We start from the raw sequence: 23324 nt of genomic DNA on the forward strand, positions 1-23324 counted from the left end.
TTTGTTCTCATATAAAATTTACTCATTTAACTTTAGTCATGAATTTTTAACAGGGAAGGAAAATGGAGAAAAGTTATTATAGAAGGAAAGTAACTAAACTTTATTTTAACCATATTTAGTAGAATTAATCAATAAAAAAAGGGAGAAAACCTCCCTTTTCACTATTCGACAAAAATTCACACCAGCTTCAAGAAACCGTTGTGTTAGCGCATAACCAGATCAGGCTTCTTTTTCATACTATGTGTTCCCTCGACGAAGCGAACTGTACCTGATTTTGCTCGCATAACAATGGATTGCGTATTGGCTTTTGTCCCTTTATACCGTACGCCTGTTAGCAATTCACCATCGGTTACACCTGTTGCTGCAAAAATACAGTCATCGCCACGCACGAGATCTTCCATACGAAGAATTTTATTTACATCAGCGATGCCCATTTCCTTACAACGAGAAAGCTCAAGCTCCGACTGAGGCAATAATTTCCCTTGAAAATCTCCACCTAGACATTTTAAACCTACCGCAGCCAAAACGCCCTCTGGCGCACCACCCGAGCCCATTAACAGATCTACACCTGTGTCATCAAAGCCTGTATTTACAGCAGCAGCGACATCTCCATCAGATAGTAATTTAATTCGCGCACCAGCTTTTCGAATGTCATGAATTAATTTCTCATGGCGAGGTCGATTTAATAAGACAACAACTAAGTCTTCAATATCCTTATTTTTTGCTTTCGCAACAGCCTTTAGATTATCAAGAACAGGTGCATCAATATCGACATTTCCAACCGCTTCTGGACCAACGGCAAGTTTATCCATGTACATATCAGGAGCGTGTAATAAATTTCCGTGATCTGCAACAGCAAGAACAGCAAGTGCATTCCACTGACCGTACGCAAGAATATTTGTTCCCTCAAGTGGGTCAACCGCTACGTCTACACGAGGACCATAGCCATTTCCTAATTTCTCTCCGATATAAAGCATTGGCGCTTCATCCATTTCACCTTCACCAATAACGACCGTACCCTTCATTGGTATCGTATCAAAAACATCCCTCATTGCTTCTGTTGCCGCTCGATCAGCCTCTTCTTTATTTCCTCTGCCCATCCAACGACCTGAAGCAAGTGCGGCTGCTTCTGTTACTCGGACAAGTTCCATTGACAAACTGCGTTCCATACTCTGTTATCCTCCCGATTCTAATACCCCTATGATTGATTCACTTGTTCAATTTCTTCTTCATTTAACTCTTCGCGCCATACAATCGCACCTAAGTTTCGAAGTTTCTCTTCTAAATGTTCATATCCGCGATCAATATGCTCAAGACCGGAAATCTCCGTAACCCCTTCAGCCATTAATCCCGCTACGATAAGCGCTGCTCCTGCTCGTAAATCACTAGCACGGACGTTAGCCCCTTGTAATGGAGAGCGCCCATTCACAATGGCGGACCGCCCTTCTACTTTGACATTGGCACCCATGCGCCTAAGTTCATCTACGTGCTTGAAACGCGCATCGTAAATGGTGTCCGTCACAATACTAGTACCCTTTGCACTAACTAAAAGACTTGTAAATGGTTGTTGTAAATCAGTAGGAAAACCTGGATAAACAAGCGTCTTAATGTCGACACCTTTTTTGTCCAACATTCCTTCCACAATCATTTGATCATCTTTTTCTTCAACCCTCGTGCCCATCTCTCTAAGCTTTGCGGTAATGGAATCCAAATGAGTTGGGATAACATTATCAATTTGCACTCGTTGTCCCATCGCCGCAGCCATTATCATGTATGTACCAGCCTCAATCCGGTCTGGAATAATAGAGTGGGTGCAGCCCTTCAGATGATTCACGCCTCCTATTCGTATCACGTTCGTTCCAGCGCCTTTAATTTTAGCACCCATGCTTGTTAAAAGTGTGGCGACATCAATAATTTCTGGTTCTTTTGCGGCGTTTTCAATAATGGTTTGCCCTTTTGCTCTGACAGCAGCAAGCATAATATTAATCGTTGCGCCTACGCTGACAACGTCAAGGTAAATCTTCGCTCCTTGTAGTTCATCCGCACGCAAATAAATGGCTCCCTGTTCATTTGTCACACGAGCGCCAAGTGCTTCAAATCCTTTTATATGCTGATCAATCGGTCTTGGACCTAGATTACACCCACCAGGCAAACCAATAACAGCTTTTTTAAATTTCCCAAGCATGGCACCCATTAAATAATACGATGCGCGTAATTTTTTCACTCGTCCGTTTGGCAATGGCATAGCAACCATGTTTTCTGGTTTAATTTCCATCTGTTGATCGTCCATTGTAACCTCTCCACCGATCTCACGTAAAAGCTCCGCTAAAAGCTCTACGTCAGATATAGATGGTAAGTTGTCAATCACAACTGGACTATCTGCTAGAATGGCAGCGGGAATAAGTGCGACTGCACTATTCTTTGCGCCACTGATCTGCACAGAACCTTCAAGGGTTTGCCCACCTTTTATTAGCAGTTTATGCATGATAATCCCTTCCTTTTATACCTAGTCCCTTTTGAGTAAGTATGTTCAGAGTTATTCTTGATGCACAAATCCAATTTTCTCACATTATTTATTCCAGTCAGAAAGAAATTGCTCAATGCCTTTATCTGTGAGTGGGTGTTGTGTCAGTTGTTTGATGACTTTGAGTGGAATCGTCGCAATATGTGCGCCACGTTTTGCAGCCTCGTTTACATGAATCGGGTGACGAACACTAGCAGCGATAATTTGAGTATCCAATCCATGAGTGTCGAAAATGGTCCGAACATCAGTAACTAAATTGAGTCCATCATGTCCAATATCATCTAAGCGACCTAGAAATGGTGACACATACGTAGCACCTGCACGCGCCGCTAATAATGCTTGAGCAGCTGAAAAGATCAGCGTAACGTTTGTTTGGATTCCAGCTTCCGTTAACGCATGAACAGCTTTCAAACCATCGACTGTCATGGGAACTTTTACAGTTATGTTCTCTGCAATCGCTGCAAGCTCTTTTCCTTCACGAATCATTTCTTCTGCCTCTAATGAAATAACCTCTGCACTTACACTTCCTGGAACGACCGCTGCAATTTCTTTGATGCGATCATGGAATTCTACATTTTCTTTTGCTACAAGACTAGGGTTTGTTGTTACACCGTCCAAAATACCAAGTTCGTGTGCTTCTTTAATTTCAGAAAGGTTTGCCGTATCGATAAAAAATTTCATTTCATATCCCCCTATAAAAAAACGGTTACATTCATAAATGGAAATAAAAGCAGTCATGGACTGCTTTTATTAAGTTTCGTCTCGCCTTACGCTTTATTTGAAGAACCAAATTCTCTCATTTTTCCAGCGACAGTTGCTTTAATCGCGTCACGAGCTGGTCCTAAATATTTACGTGGGTCATATTGCTCAGGTTGAGCTGCCAATGTTTCACGAACAGCTTTAGCTGATGAAATTTGACTTTCTGTATTTACATTGATTTTGGCATGGCCAAATTCAATCGCTTTTTGAATATCCTTTGTCGGAATTCCAGTTCCGCCATGAAGGACAAGTGGAATACCAACAAGTGAATCGATCGTTTTCATATGATCGAAACCAAGGTTTGGTTCACCTTTATACGGTCCATGTACAGAACCAAGTGCAGGAGCAAAGCAATCAACGTTGGTTGCTTCGACTAGCTCTTTACACTCTTCAGGAATAGCGTATGCCGCTTCCGCATCATCCACAATTAAGTCGTCTTCTTGTCCACCAATACGACCTAGTTCTGCTTCAACAGAAACACCAAGCGCGTGTGCAACTTCAACAACCTTTTTCGTTAACGCGATATTTTCTTCTAATGGGTAGTGAGAGCCGTCAATCATAACAGATGTAAATCCAGCATGAATGGCTTCTACACATTTCTCAAAGCTTGAACCGTGATCTAAGTGAATCGCTACTGGAACAGTTACATTGTACTCTTCCATTAGGTTTTCTACTAATCCAACGATTGTTTTAAATCCACCCATGTAACGAGCCGCACCTTCGGAAACACCAAGAATAACTGGTGATTTCTCTTCTTCTGCAGCTTGTAGGATTGCTTGAGTAAACTCTAAGTTGTTTAAATTAAATTGACCAACCGCGTAGCTTTCTGCTTTCGCTTTGTTCAACATGTCTTTCATCGATACTAAAGGCATGATTGTCCTCCTTCATTTCTCTTACCATAGGTGGAATAAGTCCATCTTCATTTATTGTTAAAATAACCTTATATTCGAAAGTTATGTAAAGAAATAAATATAAAATAACTATTCTACCTAGGCACACGAATCTTTAATCGAATCTATTATAGCATATCTTTTTTCGATTTGACCTAGGAAAGAGTTAGAAATTAAATGTAAACGGATCCATTTTCAAACTTTGACACTTTTAGAGATTATGACGAATTACTTGCCTTACATCTTCAATGTCAAACGGCTTGGCCATATAACTAATTGCTCCGTTTTCCAATGCTTCATTCACCATCTTTAACTCACCGTAAGCTGTCATCATGACAACTTTAATACTTGGTTGGCGTTCTTTCATCTTTTTGAGAATTTCTACACCGTCCATACCAGGAATCTTCATGTCTAACAGAACAATGTCAATTTCTTCAAGTTCTTGTATATCAAGCGCTTCTTTCCCGTTAGCTGCTTGGTACATTTGATAGCCATCTTTTTGCAAGATTTCCGTTAATAATACTCGTATTCCAAATTGATCATCTACAATCATAACATTATGCACCATCGTACACTCCTCCTAGTCATCCTCTCCATTGTAAACTTATTCGTGTTGTTTCGTGGGTTTCCTTTATTAATTTGCATTTTATCTATCAGGAAACTAGAATAATAACAAGTAATTCGTGAGAGAGGTACAGATATGGATAAGATTTACACAACTCAACTTATTGGTTTATTAAAAAAGATAAATGATACTCAACCAGATGAACTCGAAAATGCCGCTAGACTCTTATCACAATCGATCATGGCAAATGGCACCATCTATGTCAAGGGGATAGCAGAACTTAAAGCACTAGAATATGCAACGACAGCAAGCTTTGAATCATTACCAAATGGAGTGATTTACAGCAAGCAATCCTTTTCTTCTACCGACCGCTTCCTTCTCTTTTCACCTGATGCAAGCGACTCTGAAACAAAAGAACTTTTAAAGGTTTGTAACGAAGAAAGCGTACCTGTCGTATTGATTGTCACTGGGGCTTATGGTGGTAGCGAGGTCGATGCTGATAGCTTAATAGAGCTTGGCCTTACAAAAGGGCTGACTCCTAACGAGCAAGGAGAACGTGTTGGACACCCTGGATTGATTGCCACACTCTTTATGTATAATCAGCTCTATTTAAACACGCTTGATATTGTAAATGAACTGAAAGACTAAAGGTGGAACAATTTCCTTTAGTCTTTTTTTCACTCTTCCAACGTATTGTTCTCCTTTAACCACTGACACCATAGACTGAACTGGGTTAAAGCTTCACCTTAGCTGCGGACGGAACTTTCCGATTAAAAAGAGGCTGAGCCTATAAGGAATGAAACATCACCTTTTGACCCAGCCTCTTGACTACTTTTATTGTTGTTCTTTTACCTCTAATGATTTTGCTACGAATTCTCTAAATAACGGTTGTGGACGCGTTGGACGTGACACAAACTCTGGATGGAATTGACTTGCAATAAAATATGGATGATCCGCAACTTCAATAATCTCCACTAAACGTCCATCTGGGCTTGTACCGGAGAAAATAAATCCAGCCTCTTCCATTTGTTGACGATATTCATTGTTAAACTCATAACGATGACGATGACGCTCATAAACGACTTCTTCACCATAAGCTAAACGGGCAAGAGAACCTTCTTTTAATTTACAAGGATAGAGACCTAAACGAAGGGTTCCTCCTAAATCTTCAACATCCTTTTGCTCTGGCAGTAAATCAATGACAGGATAAGGTGTAGTTGGATTTAATTCAGCAGAATGTGCTCCGTCCATTCCAAGTACTGTGCGAGCAAATTCAACAGACGCGAGCTGCATGCCTAAGCAAATCCCAAGGAACGGTATTTTATGTTCTCGAGCATAACGAGTAGCAGCAATTTTTCCTTCAACACCACGATCGCCAAATCCGCCTGGTACAAGAATGCCGTCTGCATCCTTTAATCGCTCGGCCACATTCGCGTCATTCACTTGCTCTGAATACACCCAGTCAATTTCAATATCAGCATCGACATTATAACCAGCGTGACGTAACGCTTCTGCTACAGAAAGATACGCATCTTGTAATTCCACATACTTACCCACTAACGCAATACGAACTTTCTTACTTAAGTTGCTTACACGGTTAACAAGTGCACTCCACTCATCCATATTTGCTTCTGGACATTGTAAGTGCAAGTGGTCACAGACAATCTGATCGAGCTTTTGCGCTTGCAGATCGAGTGGAACTTGATAAAGCGTATCTGCGTCCCCTGCCTCAATCACAGCTTCTTTACGAATGTCACAGAATAACGCAATTTTATCTTTCATTTCTTGTGGAACTGGACGCTCGGTCCGTACTACGATGACGTTTGGTTGAATTCCTAATGAACGCAATTCTTTAACAGAGTGCTGAGTCGGTTTTGACTTCATTTCTCCAGCAGCTTTTAAATATGGAATAAGCGTACAATGTAAATAAAGGACATTCTCCATCCCAACATCACTCTTAATTTGGCGGATTGCTTCTAAGAACGGTAAGCTCTCGATATCACCTACTGTACCACCTATTTCCGTAATCACGACGTCTGCGCCCGTTTCTCTACCTGCACGGAGAACACGCTCTTTAATCTCGTTTGTTACGTGCGGAATAACTTGAACCGTACCGCCAAGGTAATCACCACGACGCTCTTTCTTTAATACAGTTGAGTAAACTCTACCTGTTGTAACGTTTGAATTTTGACTAAGGTTAATATCAATAAAACGCTCATAATGCCCTAAATCTAAGTCAGTTTCAGCACCATCGTCGGTAACAAACACTTCCCCGTGCTGATAAGGACTCATTGTTCCCGGATCGACATTTATATATGGATCAAACTTTTGAATGGTCACCTTTAACCCACGATTTTTTAGTAGTCTCCCTAATGAAGCAGCTGTAATTCCTTTTCCTAATGAAGAAACTACGCCACCTGTAACAAATATATATTTCGCTGACATCCTACTTCCTCCTTTTAGCTTTTAAGGGGATCTTGCTCGAACATGTCTATCAAAAAAAAAACAAAAGTGACACGTCGCCATAGGCATACTATGGGGCGCACTTTTGTTTATTATTTCCATTATATAAGCTCATGATAAGCCCAAAAATGATTTTACCTAGTTATCACGTAGAAGTCAAGCAGACTTTTTAATCTTCCTCTTCTTCGCTTGAAGCTTCCTCGTCATCGTCAAAATCACCTAAGTCTTCATCTTCATCTTTATCCGTGAAATCATCGTCATCGTCTTCTTCTTCGTCATGGTCTTCCTCGTCAGCCAATTCGTCGAGCTCATCTTCCAAGTCTTCAAATTCGTCCTCTTCAAGCTCATCAATCGCATCAAAGTCCTCTTCATCATCGTCTGTTTTACGACGCTTCGGTTTAACAGAATGCGTAATCTCTTCTTCAGACTGCTCGTGTGGGTACCATGCTTTCAGACCCCATTGGTTATCACCAAGCGTTAGAAAACGCCCATCGATATTTAAATCAGTATATAAGAAAGAAATTCTAGCCTCTGCTTCTGATCTCGACAGACCTTTTAATTTCGCTACTTCCTCTAGTAAATCATAGAAATTAAACGCCTTTTTCTGATCCACCATAATTGCAAACGCTGCTTCTACCATGGACATTTCATCGAGCTGTTCTTGATTCAAAGATTGCAAATCAACCATAATCGGGCACACCCTCCATCATCTTCATAAATCGTACCATCTATTAGTGTAAGCCATTTACTGCTAAAATCATACGTTCCATTATAAACAAGATTTACGTTTATTTCTAGCCATAATGAAAAACTCGCAGCAACCAATTACTACGAGTCTAACAAAACATACGAAGAAAGTAACTGTTTAATTTGTAAATCACTGTATTCGTCGATATCCAACTGCTTTTGCATGGACCAACGCCTAAACGTCCACATCTGTCCTAAAACGAGAATATTATGAGCCAGTAAATGCTGCTGCTTCTCACTTATTTGCATATCTCCATTTTGCACACAAGCCCGAATAAAGGATTCCATTAGTGTTACCATCTCTAATTCTTTCTTTAAAACATATGGCAACGTTTCCTTTGGAAGAGACTTTGTTTCTTGATACATAACAAGCACTTCGTCTTGCTTTTCATCGACAACCGCTAAATACGCGCGAATCGCAATTTTTAAGCGATCTAACGGGGTACCGCTCTCATCAAGCAGCCGCTTCACACTCTCCATTACTTCATCGTAAATGGAGTCACAGACAAGATAGAGCACATCTTCTTTCGTCCCAATGTATTCATAAAGCGTGCCTATACTGAAACCTGATTCTTTTGCAATTTCCCTTGTTGTCGTTCGATGAAATCCTTTTTCTATAAAAAGACTTACAGCACCTTTAATCATTTGCTGACGACGTTTTTTTATTAGTTTTTCATCTTTCACCATTGAAGGAATTACTTTTTTCCCAGCCACTACACCCACTCCTGTCAATACGATTCTACCATTTTAACACGGAGGGAATAAGCGCAAATCGTCTTTACGAGGAAAGTTGTCTCGATATAACCATTTGCTGGATTTCACTCGTCCCTTCGTAAATCTCGCAAACCTTGGCATCTCGGAAATAACGCTCTACAGGGTATTCTTTCATATAACCATACCCACCATAAACTTGAATGGCTTTCGTGGCAACATCCATTGCGGCTCGAGAGGCAAATAACTTAGCCATACTCGCTTCTTTTGCACAAGGAATATTCTTGTCTTTAAGAAACGCAGCAGAATACGTTAATTGTTTGGCTGCCTCTGTATCTGTTGCCATATCTGCTAATTTAAACGCAAGCCCTTGATGCTGATTTAATTTCTTTCCAAATTGTTTTCGTTCATTTGCATAATTTGTCGCCGCTTCAAGAGCAGCTTCTGCAATTCCTAGAGATTGCGCTGCGATCCCAATGCGCCCTGAATTCAAGTTAGCAAGGGCAATTTTCAACCCTTCGCCTTCTTCTCCTAAACGTTGGTCCTTTGAAATCCGACATTGTTCTAAGATAATTTCCGTTGTGGACGAACCGTACAGACCAAGCTTCTTTTCTTTTTTGCCAATAATGAGTCCTGGTGTACCGTCTTCTACAATAAAACACGATATTCCTTTTGAACCCGCTGTTGGATCAGTCACGGCAAAAATAAGGTAGGTCCCTGCCTCCCCACCATTTGTAATAAAGACTTTCGAGCCATCTAGCACATAGTCATCGCCGTCTTTGACTGCTCTTGTTTGTAACGCCTTTGCATCACTGCCTGCATTTGGCTCAGTTAAACAAAACGCACCAATCCATTCCCCTGCTGCAAGTTTTGGGACGTACTTTTTCTTTTGCGCTTCTGTGCCATATAAAACAATTGGAATGGTTCCCACTGAAGTGTGCACACTCATAATTAAGCCAATACTTGCGCTTACTTTCGAAATTTCATGAACGGCAATGATATAGGAAACAAAGTCCATTCCTGCGCCACCATATTTCTCGGGTACAGGAACCCCCATTAAACCTAGCTCACCCATTTGTTTGAGAATATCACGCGGGAACCAGTCTTCCTCTTCCATCTTTTCGACTTTAGGCGCAATTTGTTCTCGTGCAAACTCTTGCACCATTTTTTTCATCATTACTTGCTCTTCATTAAAGAAAACACTACTCATATTGGAAGAACCCCCTGCCTGCTTTTTTTCCAAGCCAACCTGCTTGCACGTATTTTTTTAGTAACGGACACGGGCGGTACTTATCATCACCAAATCCTTCATGCAGCACGTTCATAATGGATAAACACGTATCTAATCCGATAAAATCAGCCAGCGTTAATGGGCCCATCGGGTGGTTCATACCAAGCTTCATGACGGTATCAATATCTTCAGCTGTGGCAACACCTTCATAAAGAGTAAAAACCGCCTCGTTAATCATTGGCATTAAAATGCGATTTGAGACAAAACCAGGAAAATCCTCTGAACAAACAGGCACTTTATCAAGCTGATAAGAGAGCGTTTCGATCGTTTGAAAGACTTCCTCGCTTGTAGCTAAGCCACGGATAATTTCAATTAATTTCATCCTCGGTACAGGGTTCATAAAGTGCATGCCAATAACGGCTTCTGGCCGATTGGTTACACTTGCTAAGTCCGTAATTGGTAAGGAAGATGTATTGGTAGCCAGAATCGCGCCCTCTTTGGCATAGCGATCCAACTCCTTAAAGATAAGCTTCTTAATGTCAACGTTTTCTGTAGCCGCTTCAATAATAAGATCAGCCGCTGCAGCTTGGCGCATATCCGAAATTGGCGTAATCTGAGCAAGAGTTGACGTGACATCTGTCTGCTCCATGTACCCTTTATCAACTAGTCGTTGCAGCCTTTTTTCCATACCGTCCACACCTGCTTGCGAAAGCTCTTGCTTTTGATCATGCAGCAAAACGACGTACCCTTTTGCTGCAAATACTTCCGCAATGCCAGACCCCATTTGCCCGGCACCGATTACCATTATTGTTTTTGTTTTCATTAAGCAGTCTCCTCTACGTACAATAGCACGGCATCCCCTTGGCCACCGCCGCTACATATAGAAGCAATGCCATATCCGCCACCAATTCGCTTTAATTCATACGCCAATGTAAGAATGATTCTGGCACCACTAGCCCCAATTGGATGACCGTAAGCAACCGCTCCACCATTAACATTTACTTTTGTTTCGTCTAACTCGGCTAGTTGATTACTTGCCAGGGCAACAGCGGCAAACGCTTCATTAATTTCAAATCGCTTAATATCACTTAAGGACACAGACGCTTTATCAAGAAGTTTGTTAATGACCAGACCCGGTGTTTTCGGAAAATCCTTTGGTTCCACAGCAATACGTTCATGACTAACAATCGTTGCAAGTGGAGACTTCCCTTCTTTTTTAGCACGTTCATCACTCATAATGAGCATGGCGCACGCACCATCATTGACACCTGGTGCATTTCCAGCCGTAATCGTACCGTCACGTCCAAATACTGGTTTTAATTCGTTAAGGCTTTCCACTGTTGTACCTTTACGTGGGCTTTCGTCTTGTTCAATGATTGTCTTCTCGCCTTTACGCCCTTTCACTTCAACAGAAACGATTTCCTCTTTTGTGATACCGCTTTCAATTGCTTTGTTAGCTAATTCTTGGCTTCGTGCAGCCCAGCGATCTTGTTCTTCTCGTGACAGGTTTAGATCTTCAGCAGTACTATTCCCATAAACCCCCATATGGACATTTGTAAATGAACATGTTAATCCATCATAAACCATTCCATCAATAAGCGTGGTATCGCCCATCCTTGCTCCAAAGCGCGCTTTCGGCATATAGTAAGGCGCATTAGACATGGATTCCATACCTCCTGCTAGAACCACTTCAGCTTCTCCAGAACGAATCGATAGATCTGCCATTGTTACTGCACGCATACCGGAAGCACACACTTTATTAATTGTCTCTGTTTTCACTTCCCAAGGAATTCCCGCTGCATGCATTGCCTGTCTGGAAGGTAATTGTCCTACTCCTGCTTGGAGGGCATTGCCCATAATGACTTCATCAACAGCTTCCGGGTCTAGCTGACTTCGGTTTAATGCCTCTTTTAAAGCAAATCCACCTAAATCGGTTGCTTTGAATGAAGCCAATGCTCCACCCATTTTTCCAATTGGTGTTCGTGCACCATCAATGATTACCGATTTCATAAGACACTCTCCTTATCGAGCGAACGCTCGGTCATTTTATTAAGCAGATAAGATTCGCTTTACGCGAATCTTATTATGCTGGTTCTTCTAGAGACTTCTCTAAAATTTCAGCAACATCCATTGTCTGTACATCATCTTCTTTTTCCAATGCCTTCGTGCCATCGCTGAGCATGGTTAAGCAGTACGGACATGCACTACCAATCACAGATGGAGCAACTGCAAGGGCTTGCTCAGCCCGGGCAACGTTTACTCGTTGGCCTTTGTCTTCCTCCATCCACATCATGCCACCACCAGCTCCACAGCACATACCATTTTCACGATTACGCTCCATCTCTACAACATTCACACCCGGAATATGCTTCAAAATTTCTCTCGGCGGATCATACACATCGTTATATCGACCTAAATAACAAGAATCATGGAACACAATCGTTTCATTTACTTCTTTCGTCGGCGTCAGCCTTCCTTCCTGCAATAATGTTGCAAGAAGTTCTGTGTGGTGATAAACTTCGACATCTTCCAACCCAAATTCTGGGTATTCATTTTTCAATGTGTTGTATGCGTGCGGGTCAATTGTAACAATTTTCTTCACATTATGCTTCTGAAATAACTCGATGTTAGCGCTTGCAAGTTCTTGGAACAAAAACTCATTTCCTAGTCGTCTTGGCGTATCACCGGAATTCTTTTCTTTATTCCCAATAATCGCAAATGAAACACCAGCAAGGTTAAGCAACTTCGCGAATGATTGTGCGACTTTTTGACTCCGGTTATCGTAAGCACCCATTGAGCCCGCAAAGAATAGGTATTCAAACTCTTCCCCTTTTTTACTTAATTCTTTTACTGTTGGTACATAAATATCTTCACGCCCATCTCGCCAATTTTCACGTTCCTTTCGGCTGATTCCCCATGGATTCCCCTGTCGCTCAATGTTTTGCATCGCACGTTGGGCATCGGGATCCATTTTTCCTTCTGTTAAAACAAGGTAACGGCGCAAGTCAATAATTTTATCCACATGTTCGTTCATCACAGGACATTGATCTTCACAGTTACGACATGTTGTACATGCCCAAATTTCATCTTCTGTAATGACATCTCCAATCAAACTGACATCATAACTAGCAGCTGCTTCTTCATGGCCTTTCGCCGCTAAGGAATTGGCTGCTGTATTTGAAAATGCGTAGGAAGGCATCCAAGGCGAACGTGACGTAATCGCGGCACCTTTTTCGGTTAAATGATCGCGCATTCTTAATAATAAATCCATTGGCGACAGCATTTTTCCTGTTCCCGTTGCTGGACACATATTGGTACATCGACCACATTCAACACATGCATACAAATCAAGTAGCTGCTTTTGATTGAAGTCTTCAATTTTACCAACTCCAAAGCTTTCCGCATCCTCATCTTCAAAATTCACTTTTGCTAGTCTTCCGACTTTATGTGTCCGACCTAGAAAGACATTCGCAGGACCAGCAATTAAGTGCGCATGTTTTGACTGAGGGACATAGACTAGAAAGCTTAATAAAAAGAGAAGGTGCATCCACCAAAAAACAAAGAATAGTCCACCTGCAACCGTAACAGGGATCCAGCTCGTTACAAACGCCACAGAGGAGGCCAGAGGTTCAAAAAACGTTAATTCCTTTCCGAGCCATATCATTTCCATTCCTTTTGCAATCGTCTTTGAAACCATTAATCCACCGATAAAAATAAGCACTAACCCAGCTTTCCAATTCCGCTTGAGACGTACTATTTTTTCAACATAGCGTCTATAAAAGGCCCATACGACGGCAATTAGAATCATCGCAACGACGAGTTCTTGGAATAAGACAAAGAACGGATAAACAGGGCCTAAGGGTAAATGACTACCAGGGTTTAACCCTTTCCATATTAAGTCCATTGCACCTAGTTGAACCATTAAGAAACCATAAAAAAACATGAGATGAATAATGCCGCTTTTTTTGTCTTTCATTAACTTCTTATGGCCAAATACATTTTTCCAGATGGCTTGCATACGTTCGTTTAGCGTATGTTCAAATTCTGCTTTTTTGCCCAATTTAATAAATGTCATTCTCGTCCAGATGAGATTTGCAAAAAGATACACCGCGTAACCGGTTACAAGAAGAAATAAAACCCAATTCACCGTGAGTAGAGCTGTGCTAACTCCCATTATATACCTCCTCAAGTTTCGTTAAGCGTAGTATATCACAACTTTAATGAATGAGCATTCAGTCAACAAAACTTTTTTCTCTATTTTTGGATGGTTTACCTTCTCTTCGGTAACGATAAAGAAGCAGAAAGGAGCATTCCCTATGTTACTATTGCTCATGATCATCACCATTGGTTGTGCCATTTTCTTCTGGCTTCGGTTTGATTATCAGTTCGGACTAACCCATTTACGTAAGCATGAATCGGGTAACATTACCTCTTCTTATCCAAGCACAGCATCGTTACTTTCCGATGGTGAAGCGCTATTCGCCTGTTTACTAGCTGACATTGCAAAAGCAAAAGACCATATCCATATTCAGTTCTATATTTTTAGAAGCGATGGCATTGGTAAACGCGTGATACAGGCACTTTGTGATAAAGCTGAACAAGGCATAACGGTGCGCTTACTAATCGATCAATTTGGATGTAAACTTTCGAAATCAGATAAGAAAGCATTAAAGCAAGCAGGCGTACATTTTCAAACTTCTTCTAGAATACAAACGCCATGGATCTTTTTTTCAATGAACCGAAGAAATCATAGAAAACTTTCCTGTATTGATGGCCGTATTGGCTACATAGGAGGTTTCAATGTCGGGGATGAATATTTAGGTCGTAATCCATTTTTTGGCCATTGGAGAGATTTTCACATTCGATTAACCGGTACAGGTGTGCATGCGATTCAATCACAGTTTATGAGTGACTTTGAAAAAGTAGAAGCAATCCCTAATCAGTCTAGACTCTTTCCCCAATTAGAAGAAGGCTCTCAACACATACAGTTTTTCAGTACTCAAGGAGTGGGACTCGAAAAACAGTACTTAGACCTTATTCATTCAGCAACACAATCTATATCCATTGGAACGCCTTATTTTATTCCAACAAAGGCACTTCAAAAAGCGTTGGTCGAAGCTTGTCAGCGAGGCGTACAAGTAACCATCCTACTACCTGAAAAAGCCGATCATCCTTTTGTGAAACATGCTGCAACGCCATTTATCATTACCATCATCCAAGCCGGGGCTATTGTCCATCATTACTACCGTGGCTTCTATCACGTGAAGGTACTCATTGTTGACCATGCTACTTGTCTTATTGGTACTGCTAACTTTGATCAACGTAGCTTACATTTGAATAATGAGATGAGCTGTGTCACGAATAATGAAGCATTCATAAACGATGTCGAAATACTTTTTCAGCGTGACCTCGAACGATCCATTACCATAACAGAGGAATCGTTAAAAAAGCGACCCAAACTGGATCGCTTAAAAGAAAAAGCTACAAAGCCTCTTATCAATTTCTTGTAGCAAAGCGCTAGAGTCAGACGTTCTCACAACTGAATTCGTCGTCATAGCGCTTTTGTTTCTGTCTTAATTTAACCATACTTCAATAAAGAACCAAATGATCATCACCGTTTGTACAACGGCTTTAGCAAACGATCCGCTTAAAAACGCGAGAAAGGAAGCAAATGCAATTTTAATAGCTTCATTAAACGTTTTTTGCTGTAACAATTCCACTGCCAAGACGAGCACAAAGGGAACGAGAATTAAACCAAACGGTGGATAGATAAACGCACCAATGATTACACCGACTAACGCCATTCGTTCGCCCCATTTAGATCCTCCTGTACGTTTTACAAAGATAACATTTGCTAGAAAATCAACAACTAATAAAAAGATCGTCATCACAGCCATACCGACCCAAAACCATGTGCTTAGGCTACCTGACAACCCAAAAAGGTAAATAAGGAAACCACCCCATAGTACGAGGACAGATGGAATAATGGGTACAATCAGTCCGATGTAGCTTGCAACGAAAAAGACGACAATCAGAAGCCACCAAAGGATTTCCATTGTTACATCTTCTCAGGTGCATGAACGCCTAATAGAGCCAGTGCGTTCTTGATCGTTAGTTGTGTTGCTTTCATGAGTGCCAATCGTGCATAAGAAAGAGCTTCATTGTCCCCATCAACAACACGATTGCCGTTATAAAAACTGTGCAGTGTTTGTGCAAGATCGTACGTATAATTGGCCATTCGTTGTGGGTTTTGCTTCTTCGCTGCATCAGCAACAGCAATTGGGAAGTCACCAATTACTTTTAATAACTCGTATTCCTTCTCACCATTAAGCAGTGTTAAATCAGCTTGATTGTAATCGGTCATACCTGCTTCTTCCCCTTGGCGAAGGATAGAAGAGATTCGAGCGTGAGCATATTGAATATAATAAACCGGGTTTTCATTTGATTTTGAAACAGCAAGGTCCATATCGAAGTCCATATGCGTATCAGCACTTCTCATTGCAAAGAAGTAACGCGTCGCATCAATTCCCACTTCGTCCATTAAATCCCTTAGTGTAACGGCTTTTCCAGTACGCTTACTCATTTTCACTTTTTCGCCGCCTTGGTACAAGCTAACCATTTGAATAATCTCAACATCAAAACGGGAGGCATCATAGCCTAATGCTTGAATGGCTGCTCGCATTCGTGGGATGTAGCCGTGGTGATCGGCTCCTAGAATGTCAATTAAACGATCATGTCCACGATCATACTTATCGAGATGATACGAAATATCTGGCGTTAAATACGTATAGCTGCCGTCATTTTTTACAAGAACACGGTCTTTATCATCACCATACTCAGTTGAGCGTAACCATGTCGCCCCGTCTTGCTCGTAGGTTTTTCCTTTTTCTTTCAATACGTCAAGTCCTCTTTCTACTTGACCAGACTCGTAAAGGGATGTTTCTGAAAACCAGTGGTCAAACGACACCCGATACACGCTTAAGTCTTTTTTAATTTTCTCTAGCTCTTTGTTTAGTCCGTAGTGTCGCAAAATTTCTAGTCTTTCCTGTTCTTCTAATGTAGCATACTCATCGCCAACTTCCGCCTTTAACTGTGCGGCAATATCAATAATGTCGGCACCTTGATACCCATCTTCCGGCATAGGAAAATCATGCCCGAGCGCCTGCATATAGCGAGCTTGCAACGACAAAGCTAGATTATCAATTTGGTTTCCAGCATCATTAATATAGTATTCGCGTGAGACATTGTAACCGGCTTTTGCCATAATGTTTGCTAAAGAATCTCCAACCGCTGCGCCACGGGCATGTCCTAAATGCAAATCACCTGTTGGATTAGCAGAGACAAACTCGATTAATACTTTCTCTTGTTCACCAGCATCACTCTCACCATAACGCTCACCTGCAGCAAGCACCGTTGGAATAATGTCTCGTAAATAACTATTGTCTAAAAAGAAATTTACGAAGCCTGGTCCAGCAATTTCCATTTTTTCAATTTTAGCTTTTTCTTTATTTATTTGCGCAGTAAAGCTTTCTGCAATTTGACGTGGTGCTTTTTTCGCAATACGAGCCAGTTGCATCGCAATATTTGTAGCATAGTCACCATGGGCTTTCTCTTTTGGTACTTCCAAAAATACTTCCGGTACCTCTTCTTCCGTTGCTAGCCCGGCCTTTATAATGGCATGCTTAATTTCTGTTTGTAGTGACTGTTTCATTTGATCTAATGGATTCATGTTAGACTTCCTTTCCTTTACACTCATAGAAAAGGCAAGGGAACAATCCCTTGCTCTTTTGACCTGTCATTTATTCTTCTTTGCGCTCAATGTTCAACCGAATCTCATGCTCGCCTGTTGCTTGCCCTTGTAAGAAGAAATGGTAGCGCACATAGATCTTCCCTTTGTTTTTATTTGCTTTAGGAAGTTGCACAATAAGGGTTTCAGTAATCGCTTTTGTTTCCCATGAAGCTTCGGGTGTGACATAACGTCCAAACGTTTCTTGTTTCGGTGCAAAACTCTGACGCATAATAATCCCACCTTGGCGAATCAGCATCAGTTCTTCACCATCCCATTTCATTGTTGAATACACATCTTGTCCATGAGTATGGGCTTCTTTAAAACGCAAATAAGAGGCGTTGTTTTTTATATAATAATCGCCTTCCGTTACAAAAGAGAAGGAATCAGGTGGCTGACCTTCTAAATATGTCATGGTTTGAAAAGAGATCTGGACTTTCCTCTTCATGATTTGTTCATTCCATTCTATTATTCATACAATCATTACTTCCTTATCCATTTTACTTCGTTTATATACGTCTTGCAATTGAATAGAGTTTCCATTCTCAAAAAAAGGGCAATAAATGAAAAAGCGCTAGCAGTAAGTACTCCTCTACCGGAAACCTACCTTTAGCACTTAACAGGTGTATTTATCGTTTGTTTACCCATCCTAATAGCATTTCGCGCACAAACTTACTAGCTGCAATGGTCGTTTGTTCCGTTGGATCATAGGCAGGAGCCACCTCAACAAGGTCTGCGCCAACAATAGAAAGATCTGCTTTTGCTAAATGAATTTGTGCTTCAAGCAATTCTTTTGATGTAATACCGCCAGCCTCAGCAGTGCCCGTACCTGGAGCATACGCCGGATCAAGTACGTCAATATCAATCGTTACGTAGACATGTCTCCCTTTTAGCTTAGGCAATACTCGCTTCAACGGCTCAACAACATCAAACTTAAAGAGATTCATCCCTGATTCCTTTGCATACGCAAATTCTTCACGCATGCCCGAACGAATGCCAAATGAATAGACGTTTTCTGGTCCAATTAATTCACACGCCTTACGAATTGGGGTGGAATGAGATAATACCTCTCCTTCATACTCCTCACGTAAATCTGCGTGTGCGTCAATATGAATAATCGCTAAATCTGGATATTTACGATACATGGCTTTAAAAATTGGCCATGATAAAAGGTGTTCGCCACCTAAACCGAGGGGGAACTTGCCGTCATTTAAAAGACCTTCCACGTATTCTTCAACCATGTCTAAACTCTTTGCTGCATTTCCAAACGGAAGCGGGATATCACCAGCATCAAAATACGCAACCTCTTCTAAATGCTTGTCTGCGTAAGGGCTGTATTCTTCTAATCCAAGAGAAGATTCTCGGATGCGGACTGGACCAAAACGGGAACCTGGACGAAAGGAAACGGTCCAATCCATCGGCATTCCGTAAATGACAGCATCAGCTTCTTCATAAGTTGCCCGGCTCATAATAAAGACCTTGCCAGAATAAGATTCATCAAATCGCATACATGTCACTCCTTACTTCAATAAATCTTGCACAAATTTGGGTAATACAAAAGCAGCGTTGTGAATGTCTTTTGTATAGTATTTTGTGTCAATCTCATGAAAACGAGTCGCTTCCACTTTTAAAGGATCGTGTTTTTTTGAACCGATTGTGAATGTCCACATGCCACTAGGATATGTAGGGATGTTGCATGTATACAAACGTGTAATCGGGAAAATTTCTTGTACATCTTTATATACATTTGTAATAAGGTCTTGATGGAACCAAGGGTTATCGGTCTGCGCTACGAAAATCCCGTCTTCTTTCAATGCTTTTGAGATCCCTTCATAAAAACCTCGTTCAAATAATTTAGCAGCAGGACCAACTGGCTCTGTTGAATCAACCATAATGACATCATATTCGTTTTCTGATTTTGCAATATGCATAAACCCATCGTCTACTTGAACATCCACACGAGCATCCTCAAGGGCACAAGCAATGGTTGGTAAATATTTTTTTGAGTACTCAATTACTTTTCCATCAATATCAACAAGAGTGGCTTTTTCAACTGATGGATGCTTAATGACCTCGCGAATCGCTCCGCCATCTCCACCACCTACTACTAGGACATGCTTTGGATTAGGGTGTGTGAATAATGGAACGTGTGTCACCATTTCGTGATACACAAATTCATCCTTTTCTGTTGTCATCACCATACCATCTAATAACAACATATTTCCGAATTCTTCTGTTTCCACCATATCTAGTTGCTGAAACGCCGTCTTTTCAGAATGCAGCGTGCGTTTAATTTTCATCGTAATGCCAAATCGTTCTGTTTGTTTTTCTGTAAACCAAAACTCCACTATTGTCACCTCATTTAGTTAAAACCATGTGTACATGATTTCTTTGCTAAGAGCAAGTATAGCGGATGGGAGCGGAATTGCAACTCTTGTTTAAAAATCTGTTTTTTTTTCCAAACTAGTAAAGAGATGATGAACGAAAGGGTGAGCAAGTTGATTCCAGCAACAAGAGGTCAAAAAAAACGCTTTAAACAAGTAAAATCGCTGGCTAAATACTGCCTAATTGCGATTATGTGCATCATTATAAGCATCCTTGCTCTCTTATCCTATGCCAGAATGCAAGGTCCACCACCAATTGAACTTGCTTTCCCTAATCAATTCTTAGCGAACGATGGTTCCATCATTGATAGTGAAGAAGCAGGTCAAAATCGAAAAACCGTCCCGTTAAACGAGGTATCACCCTATTTAATAGATGCTACAATTGCTGTGGAAGACCGGAAATTTTATTCCCATTATGGATTTGACCTTAAACGTATTGGTGGAGCGCTCCTAGCGAACCTGCAATCTGGTTCAAAAGGACAAGGTGCCAGCACAATTACACAGCAATACGCTCGTAACTTATATTTATCCCATGAGAAAACGTATGTGCGCAAGTGGAATGAGCTTGTTTATTCACTTCGATTAGAAATGAACTATTCGAAAGACGACCTTTTGGCAGGGTACTTAAATACCATTTATTACGGACATGGTAACTACGGTATTGAAGCGGCTTCTTCTCACTTCTTCGGCAAAAACGCAAAGAATCTCTCTTTAGCAGAGGCAGCCATGCTAGCAGGTGTGCCGAAAGGACCAAGCTATTATTCACCATTAAATGACTTGGAACGAGCGACGTCCCGCCAGCATACCATCTTAAACAGCATGGTGGAGGCAGGCTTTATTACAACCGAAGAAGCTTCCTTAGCGAAAGAAGAAAAACTCCAATTTACCGATCAAAAGGATCTTGAAGCACAAGAGCTTGCTCCTTATTTTCAAGACCATGTAAAAGCCTTCATGAAAGACTACACTCAACTTACAGAACAACAGTTGAAAGTAGGAGGATTAAGCGTTCAGACGACACTTGACCCCACTCTTCAGCAACAAGCAGAAGATCTTGTTGCGCACTATATGCCGGAAAGTGATTTGCAAGTGGCACTTGTTGCAATGGATCCTCGAACAAGCGAAGTGAAAGCACTTGTAGGCGGAAAAGACTATGAAGATAGTTCATATAATCGAGCGACTCAGTCTAAGCGACACCCTGGATCAACAATGAAACCATTTCTTTACTACGCAGCACTTGAGAATGGCTTCACGCCAATGACAACATTCCTTAGTGAACCGACCTCTTTCACATTTGACGAAGGACGGGATTCATACGAGCCTAGTAATTATAACGATGTTTATGCGAACGATTTTATTACAATGCTGGAAGCGATCTCCTACTCTGATAACATCTACGCGGTGAAAACCCATCTGTCTATCGGGGAGGAAGAACTGGTTCGAGTTGCAGAAACCGTTGGCTTAGGTAAACTTAAACAACTACCCTCTCTTGCACTTGGTGCACAGCCCGTATCCATTATTGATATGGCAAATGCCTATACAGCGCTAGCAAACGGGGGAAAGATGAGTGAGCCTGTGTTTATTCGTCATATTACGGATGGAGAAGGTAAGAAAATCTTTGAACCAAACAGCCCACAACGGCAAGTACTTCGGGCTGACACGGCGTATATTTTAACGGATATGATGAAGGGTGTTTTTGAACCTGAACTAAATAGCTACACGTCGGTAACTGGTGGCAGTGTTGCAAAGAAACTGACTCATCCGACTGCTGGTAAGTCAGGGTCTACGCCGCGAGATAGCTGGATGATTGGCTATACGCCACAGCTTGTCACAGTTGTTTGGACTGGCTACGATGAGAAGAAAGACATTAATCAATTTACAGAAGGCCAAATTGCTAAACGAATTTGGGCAGATTTCATGCAGTCAGCCATGGAAGATGAACTAACGCTTCCATTCACTCGCCCTCCTGGGGTTGTTATGAAAACAGTCGACCCTCATACTGGATTGCTCACGAATGAATCTTGCCCTGGTGGAAGACCTACCGCTTTCTTAATGGGGACCGAACCGCTCGAACCCTGTAGTAAGCTGGAAGAATCAGAACCAATTGATGAAGAGCCAGAACAAGACAAAAGCATTTTTCGACGCTTCTTTCGCTGGATTGGTGGAAATGAAGTCGAAACAGATCAGTGGGAACGACGAGATCAAGAGTAGCACGAAAAAGAGTATGGATCTATTTAAGATTCATACTCTTTATTTCATGCTTTATAACGATAATATGCTTGGGCACCTTCTACAGTGAACCCACATTTTTTATATAATGACAACGCCTGCTCGTTTGAGGTCACAACATCTAACCAAACTGTTTTTCCGTTTCGAACTTCACGATGGACAATATCCGTTAACACAGCTCGACCAATACCTTTACCGCGCTCCTCTTTCTTAATGACGAAACCGTAAATCCAACTTTCATCTTTTTGACGCTGCACTCTTAATTTCCCAACTACTTCACCAGCAGCTTCAACGATATAAGTTCCATTTACTTCGTCTGGTCTCAAATGATTTGTTTCTTCCATCGATAAACCAAAACCCTCTTTATCTAAGCATTGAATGGATGCTTGATCACTCGAAACAGCTGGACGAATTCGAATGCCCTCCTTTGAACAAGGCATTGGTATTTCGCGACAAACCATTTGATGCTCAGAAAATTGATAGACAGCACCAACTGCCCGACAGAAAGCATGACCACTCGTAGCGTTTTCAGGAGTATTAATGAGAAAAGGCGCTGCCTGCTGATGCCAATTGCTGAGCGCTTGAGTCATTAAATGGCGGGCAATGCCTCTCCGTCTGTATTCTGGGTCAACAAGACACAAACATTCGACTTTTTTCCCAAATGAAAAAACCGCCAAATAACCAAGTAACGTACCTTTTTCGTCATAATGAAAGTAATCTTCCGTTTTCGACTCGGAACGATTTTGTTGTGCAAGCATATCCCAATTCATTTTTAACTTCGTCTTATCATAGTGTTCTACCTTTTGCTGCAGCGCGTGAATTGCTTTTCGTTGCTCTGGGGCAAGCATCCTTTTCACCACCTTTTCTCATCAGTATAGCACAGAAAACAATTGTAATTTTCTTTTTAATTACGTATGTTCATCTCTTTTTCAAAAGATTTGAATGTTTCCGCATCTTTTGTCAAGAGATTAATCTGCCTAAAATGTTGATTTCAGTGAGGCATATTTCCGTTTAAAAGAAACGATTCGTTTCCTTTTA

Annotated in this window: 21 protein-coding genes; 3 read left to right on the top strand and 18 right to left on the bottom strand. The window is 41.3% G+C overall.

The window, feature by feature from the left end; translation table 11 throughout:
* Positions 1 to 203 precede the first annotated feature (203 nt).
* From glpX to PQ477_RS06360, 5 genes are all read right to left on the bottom strand, one after another.
* A complete protein-coding gene (gene glpX / locus PQ477_RS06340) occupies positions 204 to 1169 on the bottom strand; it encodes a class II fructose-bisphosphatase (protein WP_035394268.1) in 966 nt (321 codons plus the stop codon).
* Between the two features lie 29 nt (positions 1170 to 1198).
* Positions 1199 to 2485: a UDP-N-acetylglucosamine 1-carboxyvinyltransferase gene (gene murA, locus PQ477_RS06345; RefSeq protein WP_274273196.1), complete on the bottom strand. Its 1287-nt coding sequence runs from the start codon at positions 2483 to 2485 to the stop codon at positions 1199 to 1201.
* A gap of 84 nt (positions 2486 to 2569) precedes the next feature.
* Positions 2570 to 3205, bottom strand: a complete 636-nt coding sequence (fsa, locus tag PQ477_RS06350; protein WP_035394265.1) for a fructose-6-phosphate aldolase — start codon at positions 3203 to 3205, stop codon at positions 2570 to 2572.
* 86 nt (positions 3206 to 3291) lie between these two features.
* Complete coding sequence (gene fba, locus PQ477_RS06355; RefSeq protein WP_144560249.1) at positions 3292 to 4155, bottom strand: class II fructose-1,6-bisphosphate aldolase; 864 nt, start codon at positions 4153 to 4155, stop codon at positions 3292 to 3294.
* 229 nt (positions 4156 to 4384) lie between these two features.
* Positions 4385 to 4741, bottom strand: coding sequence for a response regulator (locus tag PQ477_RS06360; RefSeq protein WP_060704444.1), 357 nt, complete (start codon positions 4739 to 4741; stop codon positions 4385 to 4387).
* Between the two features lie 132 nt (positions 4742 to 4873).
* On the opposite strand from PQ477_RS06360, the gene PQ477_RS06365 reads away from it, so the two are divergent.
* A complete protein-coding gene (locus PQ477_RS06365) occupies positions 4874 to 5386 on the top strand; it encodes a DUF2529 family protein (RefSeq protein WP_035394263.1) in 513 nt (170 codons plus the stop codon).
* Between the two features lie 186 nt (positions 5387 to 5572).
* Here PQ477_RS06365 and pyrG read toward each other — a convergent pair whose 3' ends face one another.
* The 7 genes from pyrG to PQ477_RS06400 form a co-directional block, all read right to left on the bottom strand.
* On the bottom strand, positions 5573 to 7183 hold the full coding sequence (gene pyrG, locus PQ477_RS06370; protein ID WP_060704442.1) for a CTP synthase: 1611 nt from the start codon (positions 7181 to 7183) through the stop codon (positions 5573 to 5575).
* Positions 7184 to 7370: 187 nt separating this feature from the next.
* On the bottom strand, positions 7371 to 7889 hold the full coding sequence (gene rpoE, locus PQ477_RS06375) for a DNA-directed RNA polymerase subunit delta (RefSeq protein WP_035394261.1): 519 nt from the start codon (positions 7887 to 7889) through the stop codon (positions 7371 to 7373).
* Positions 7890 to 8029: 140 nt separating this feature from the next.
* Entirely contained in the window at positions 8030 to 8635 is a 606-nt protein-coding gene (locus tag PQ477_RS06380) for a TetR/AcrR family transcriptional regulator (protein WP_035394334.1), read from the bottom strand.
* 91 nt (positions 8636 to 8726) lie between these two features.
* Complete coding sequence (locus PQ477_RS06385) at positions 8727 to 9869, bottom strand: acyl-CoA dehydrogenase (protein ID WP_035394258.1); 1143 nt, start codon at positions 9867 to 9869, stop codon at positions 8727 to 8729.
* On the bottom strand, positions 9862 to 10713 hold the full coding sequence (locus PQ477_RS06390; RefSeq protein WP_274273197.1) for a 3-hydroxybutyryl-CoA dehydrogenase: 852 nt from the start codon (positions 10711 to 10713) through the stop codon (positions 9862 to 9864). The genes PQ477_RS06385 and PQ477_RS06390 overlap by 8 nt, the downstream gene beginning before the upstream one ends.
* The gene (locus tag PQ477_RS06395) at positions 10713 to 11900 is read right to left on the bottom strand and encodes an acetyl-CoA C-acetyltransferase (protein ID WP_274273198.1); all 1188 of its coding nucleotides are present in this window, start codon (positions 11898 to 11900) and stop codon (positions 10713 to 10715) included. Before PQ477_RS06395 ends, PQ477_RS06390 begins: the two co-directional genes overlap by 1 nt.
* A 73-nt stretch (positions 11901 to 11973) precedes the next feature.
* Positions 11974 to 14064 carry a (Fe-S)-binding protein gene (locus PQ477_RS06400; RefSeq protein ID WP_274273199.1) on the bottom strand — a complete coding sequence of 697 codons (2091 nt, stop codon included), beginning with the start codon at positions 14062 to 14064 and terminating at the stop codon, positions 11974 to 11976.
* Between the two features lie 142 nt (positions 14065 to 14206).
* On the opposite strand from PQ477_RS06400, the gene cls reads away from it, so the two are divergent.
* Positions 14207 to 15400, top strand: a complete 1194-nt coding sequence (gene cls / locus PQ477_RS06405; protein ID WP_035394256.1) for a cardiolipin synthase — start codon at positions 14207 to 14209, stop codon at positions 15398 to 15400.
* A 63-nt stretch (positions 15401 to 15463) separates the two neighbouring features.
* Here the strand turns inward: cls and PQ477_RS06410 are convergent, their stop codons facing one another.
* The 5 genes from PQ477_RS06410 to speE all read right to left on the bottom strand — a co-directional run bounded on the left by PQ477_RS06410 (position 15464) and on the right by speE (position 20024).
* On the bottom strand, positions 15464 to 15946 hold the full coding sequence (locus PQ477_RS06410; protein ID WP_274273200.1) for a DUF456 domain-containing protein: 483 nt from the start codon (positions 15944 to 15946) through the stop codon (positions 15464 to 15466).
* 2 nt (positions 15947 to 15948) lie between these two features.
* A complete protein-coding gene (gene argS, locus PQ477_RS06415; protein ID WP_274273201.1) occupies positions 15949 to 17619 on the bottom strand; it encodes an arginine--tRNA ligase in 1671 nt (556 codons plus the stop codon).
* Between the two features lie 70 nt (positions 17620 to 17689).
* A complete protein-coding gene (locus tag PQ477_RS06420; RefSeq protein ID WP_035394252.1) occupies positions 17690 to 18124 on the bottom strand; it encodes a YwiB family protein in 435 nt (144 codons plus the stop codon).
* A gap of 181 nt (positions 18125 to 18305) precedes the next feature.
* Positions 18306 to 19184 (bottom strand): agmatinase, encoded by an 879-nt coding sequence (speB, locus tag PQ477_RS06425; RefSeq protein WP_274273202.1) that lies wholly within the window; start codon positions 19182 to 19184, stop codon positions 18306 to 18308.
* A gap of 12 nt (positions 19185 to 19196) precedes the next feature.
* Positions 19197 to 20024, bottom strand: a complete 828-nt coding sequence (gene speE, locus PQ477_RS06430) for a spermidine synthase (protein ID WP_035394249.1) — start codon at positions 20022 to 20024, stop codon at positions 19197 to 19199.
* Between the two features lie 129 nt (positions 20025 to 20153).
* Here speE and PQ477_RS06435 point away from each other — a divergent pair, with 129 nt between their 5' ends.
* Positions 20154 to 22268, top strand: a complete 2115-nt coding sequence (locus PQ477_RS06435) for a transglycosylase domain-containing protein (RefSeq protein ID WP_432813890.1) — start codon at positions 20154 to 20156, stop codon at positions 22266 to 22268.
* 44 nt (positions 22269 to 22312) lie between these two features.
* Here the strand turns inward: PQ477_RS06435 and PQ477_RS06440 are convergent, their stop codons facing one another.
* A complete protein-coding gene (locus tag PQ477_RS06440; protein WP_144560255.1) occupies positions 22313 to 23134 on the bottom strand; it encodes a GNAT family N-acetyltransferase in 822 nt (273 codons plus the stop codon).
* Positions 23135 to 23324 lie beyond the last annotated feature (190 nt).

The sequence above is a fragment of the Shouchella hunanensis genome, assembly GCF_028735875.1.
Lineage (GTDB): Bacteria > Bacillota > Bacilli > Bacillales > Bacillaceae_D > Shouchella > Shouchella hunanensis.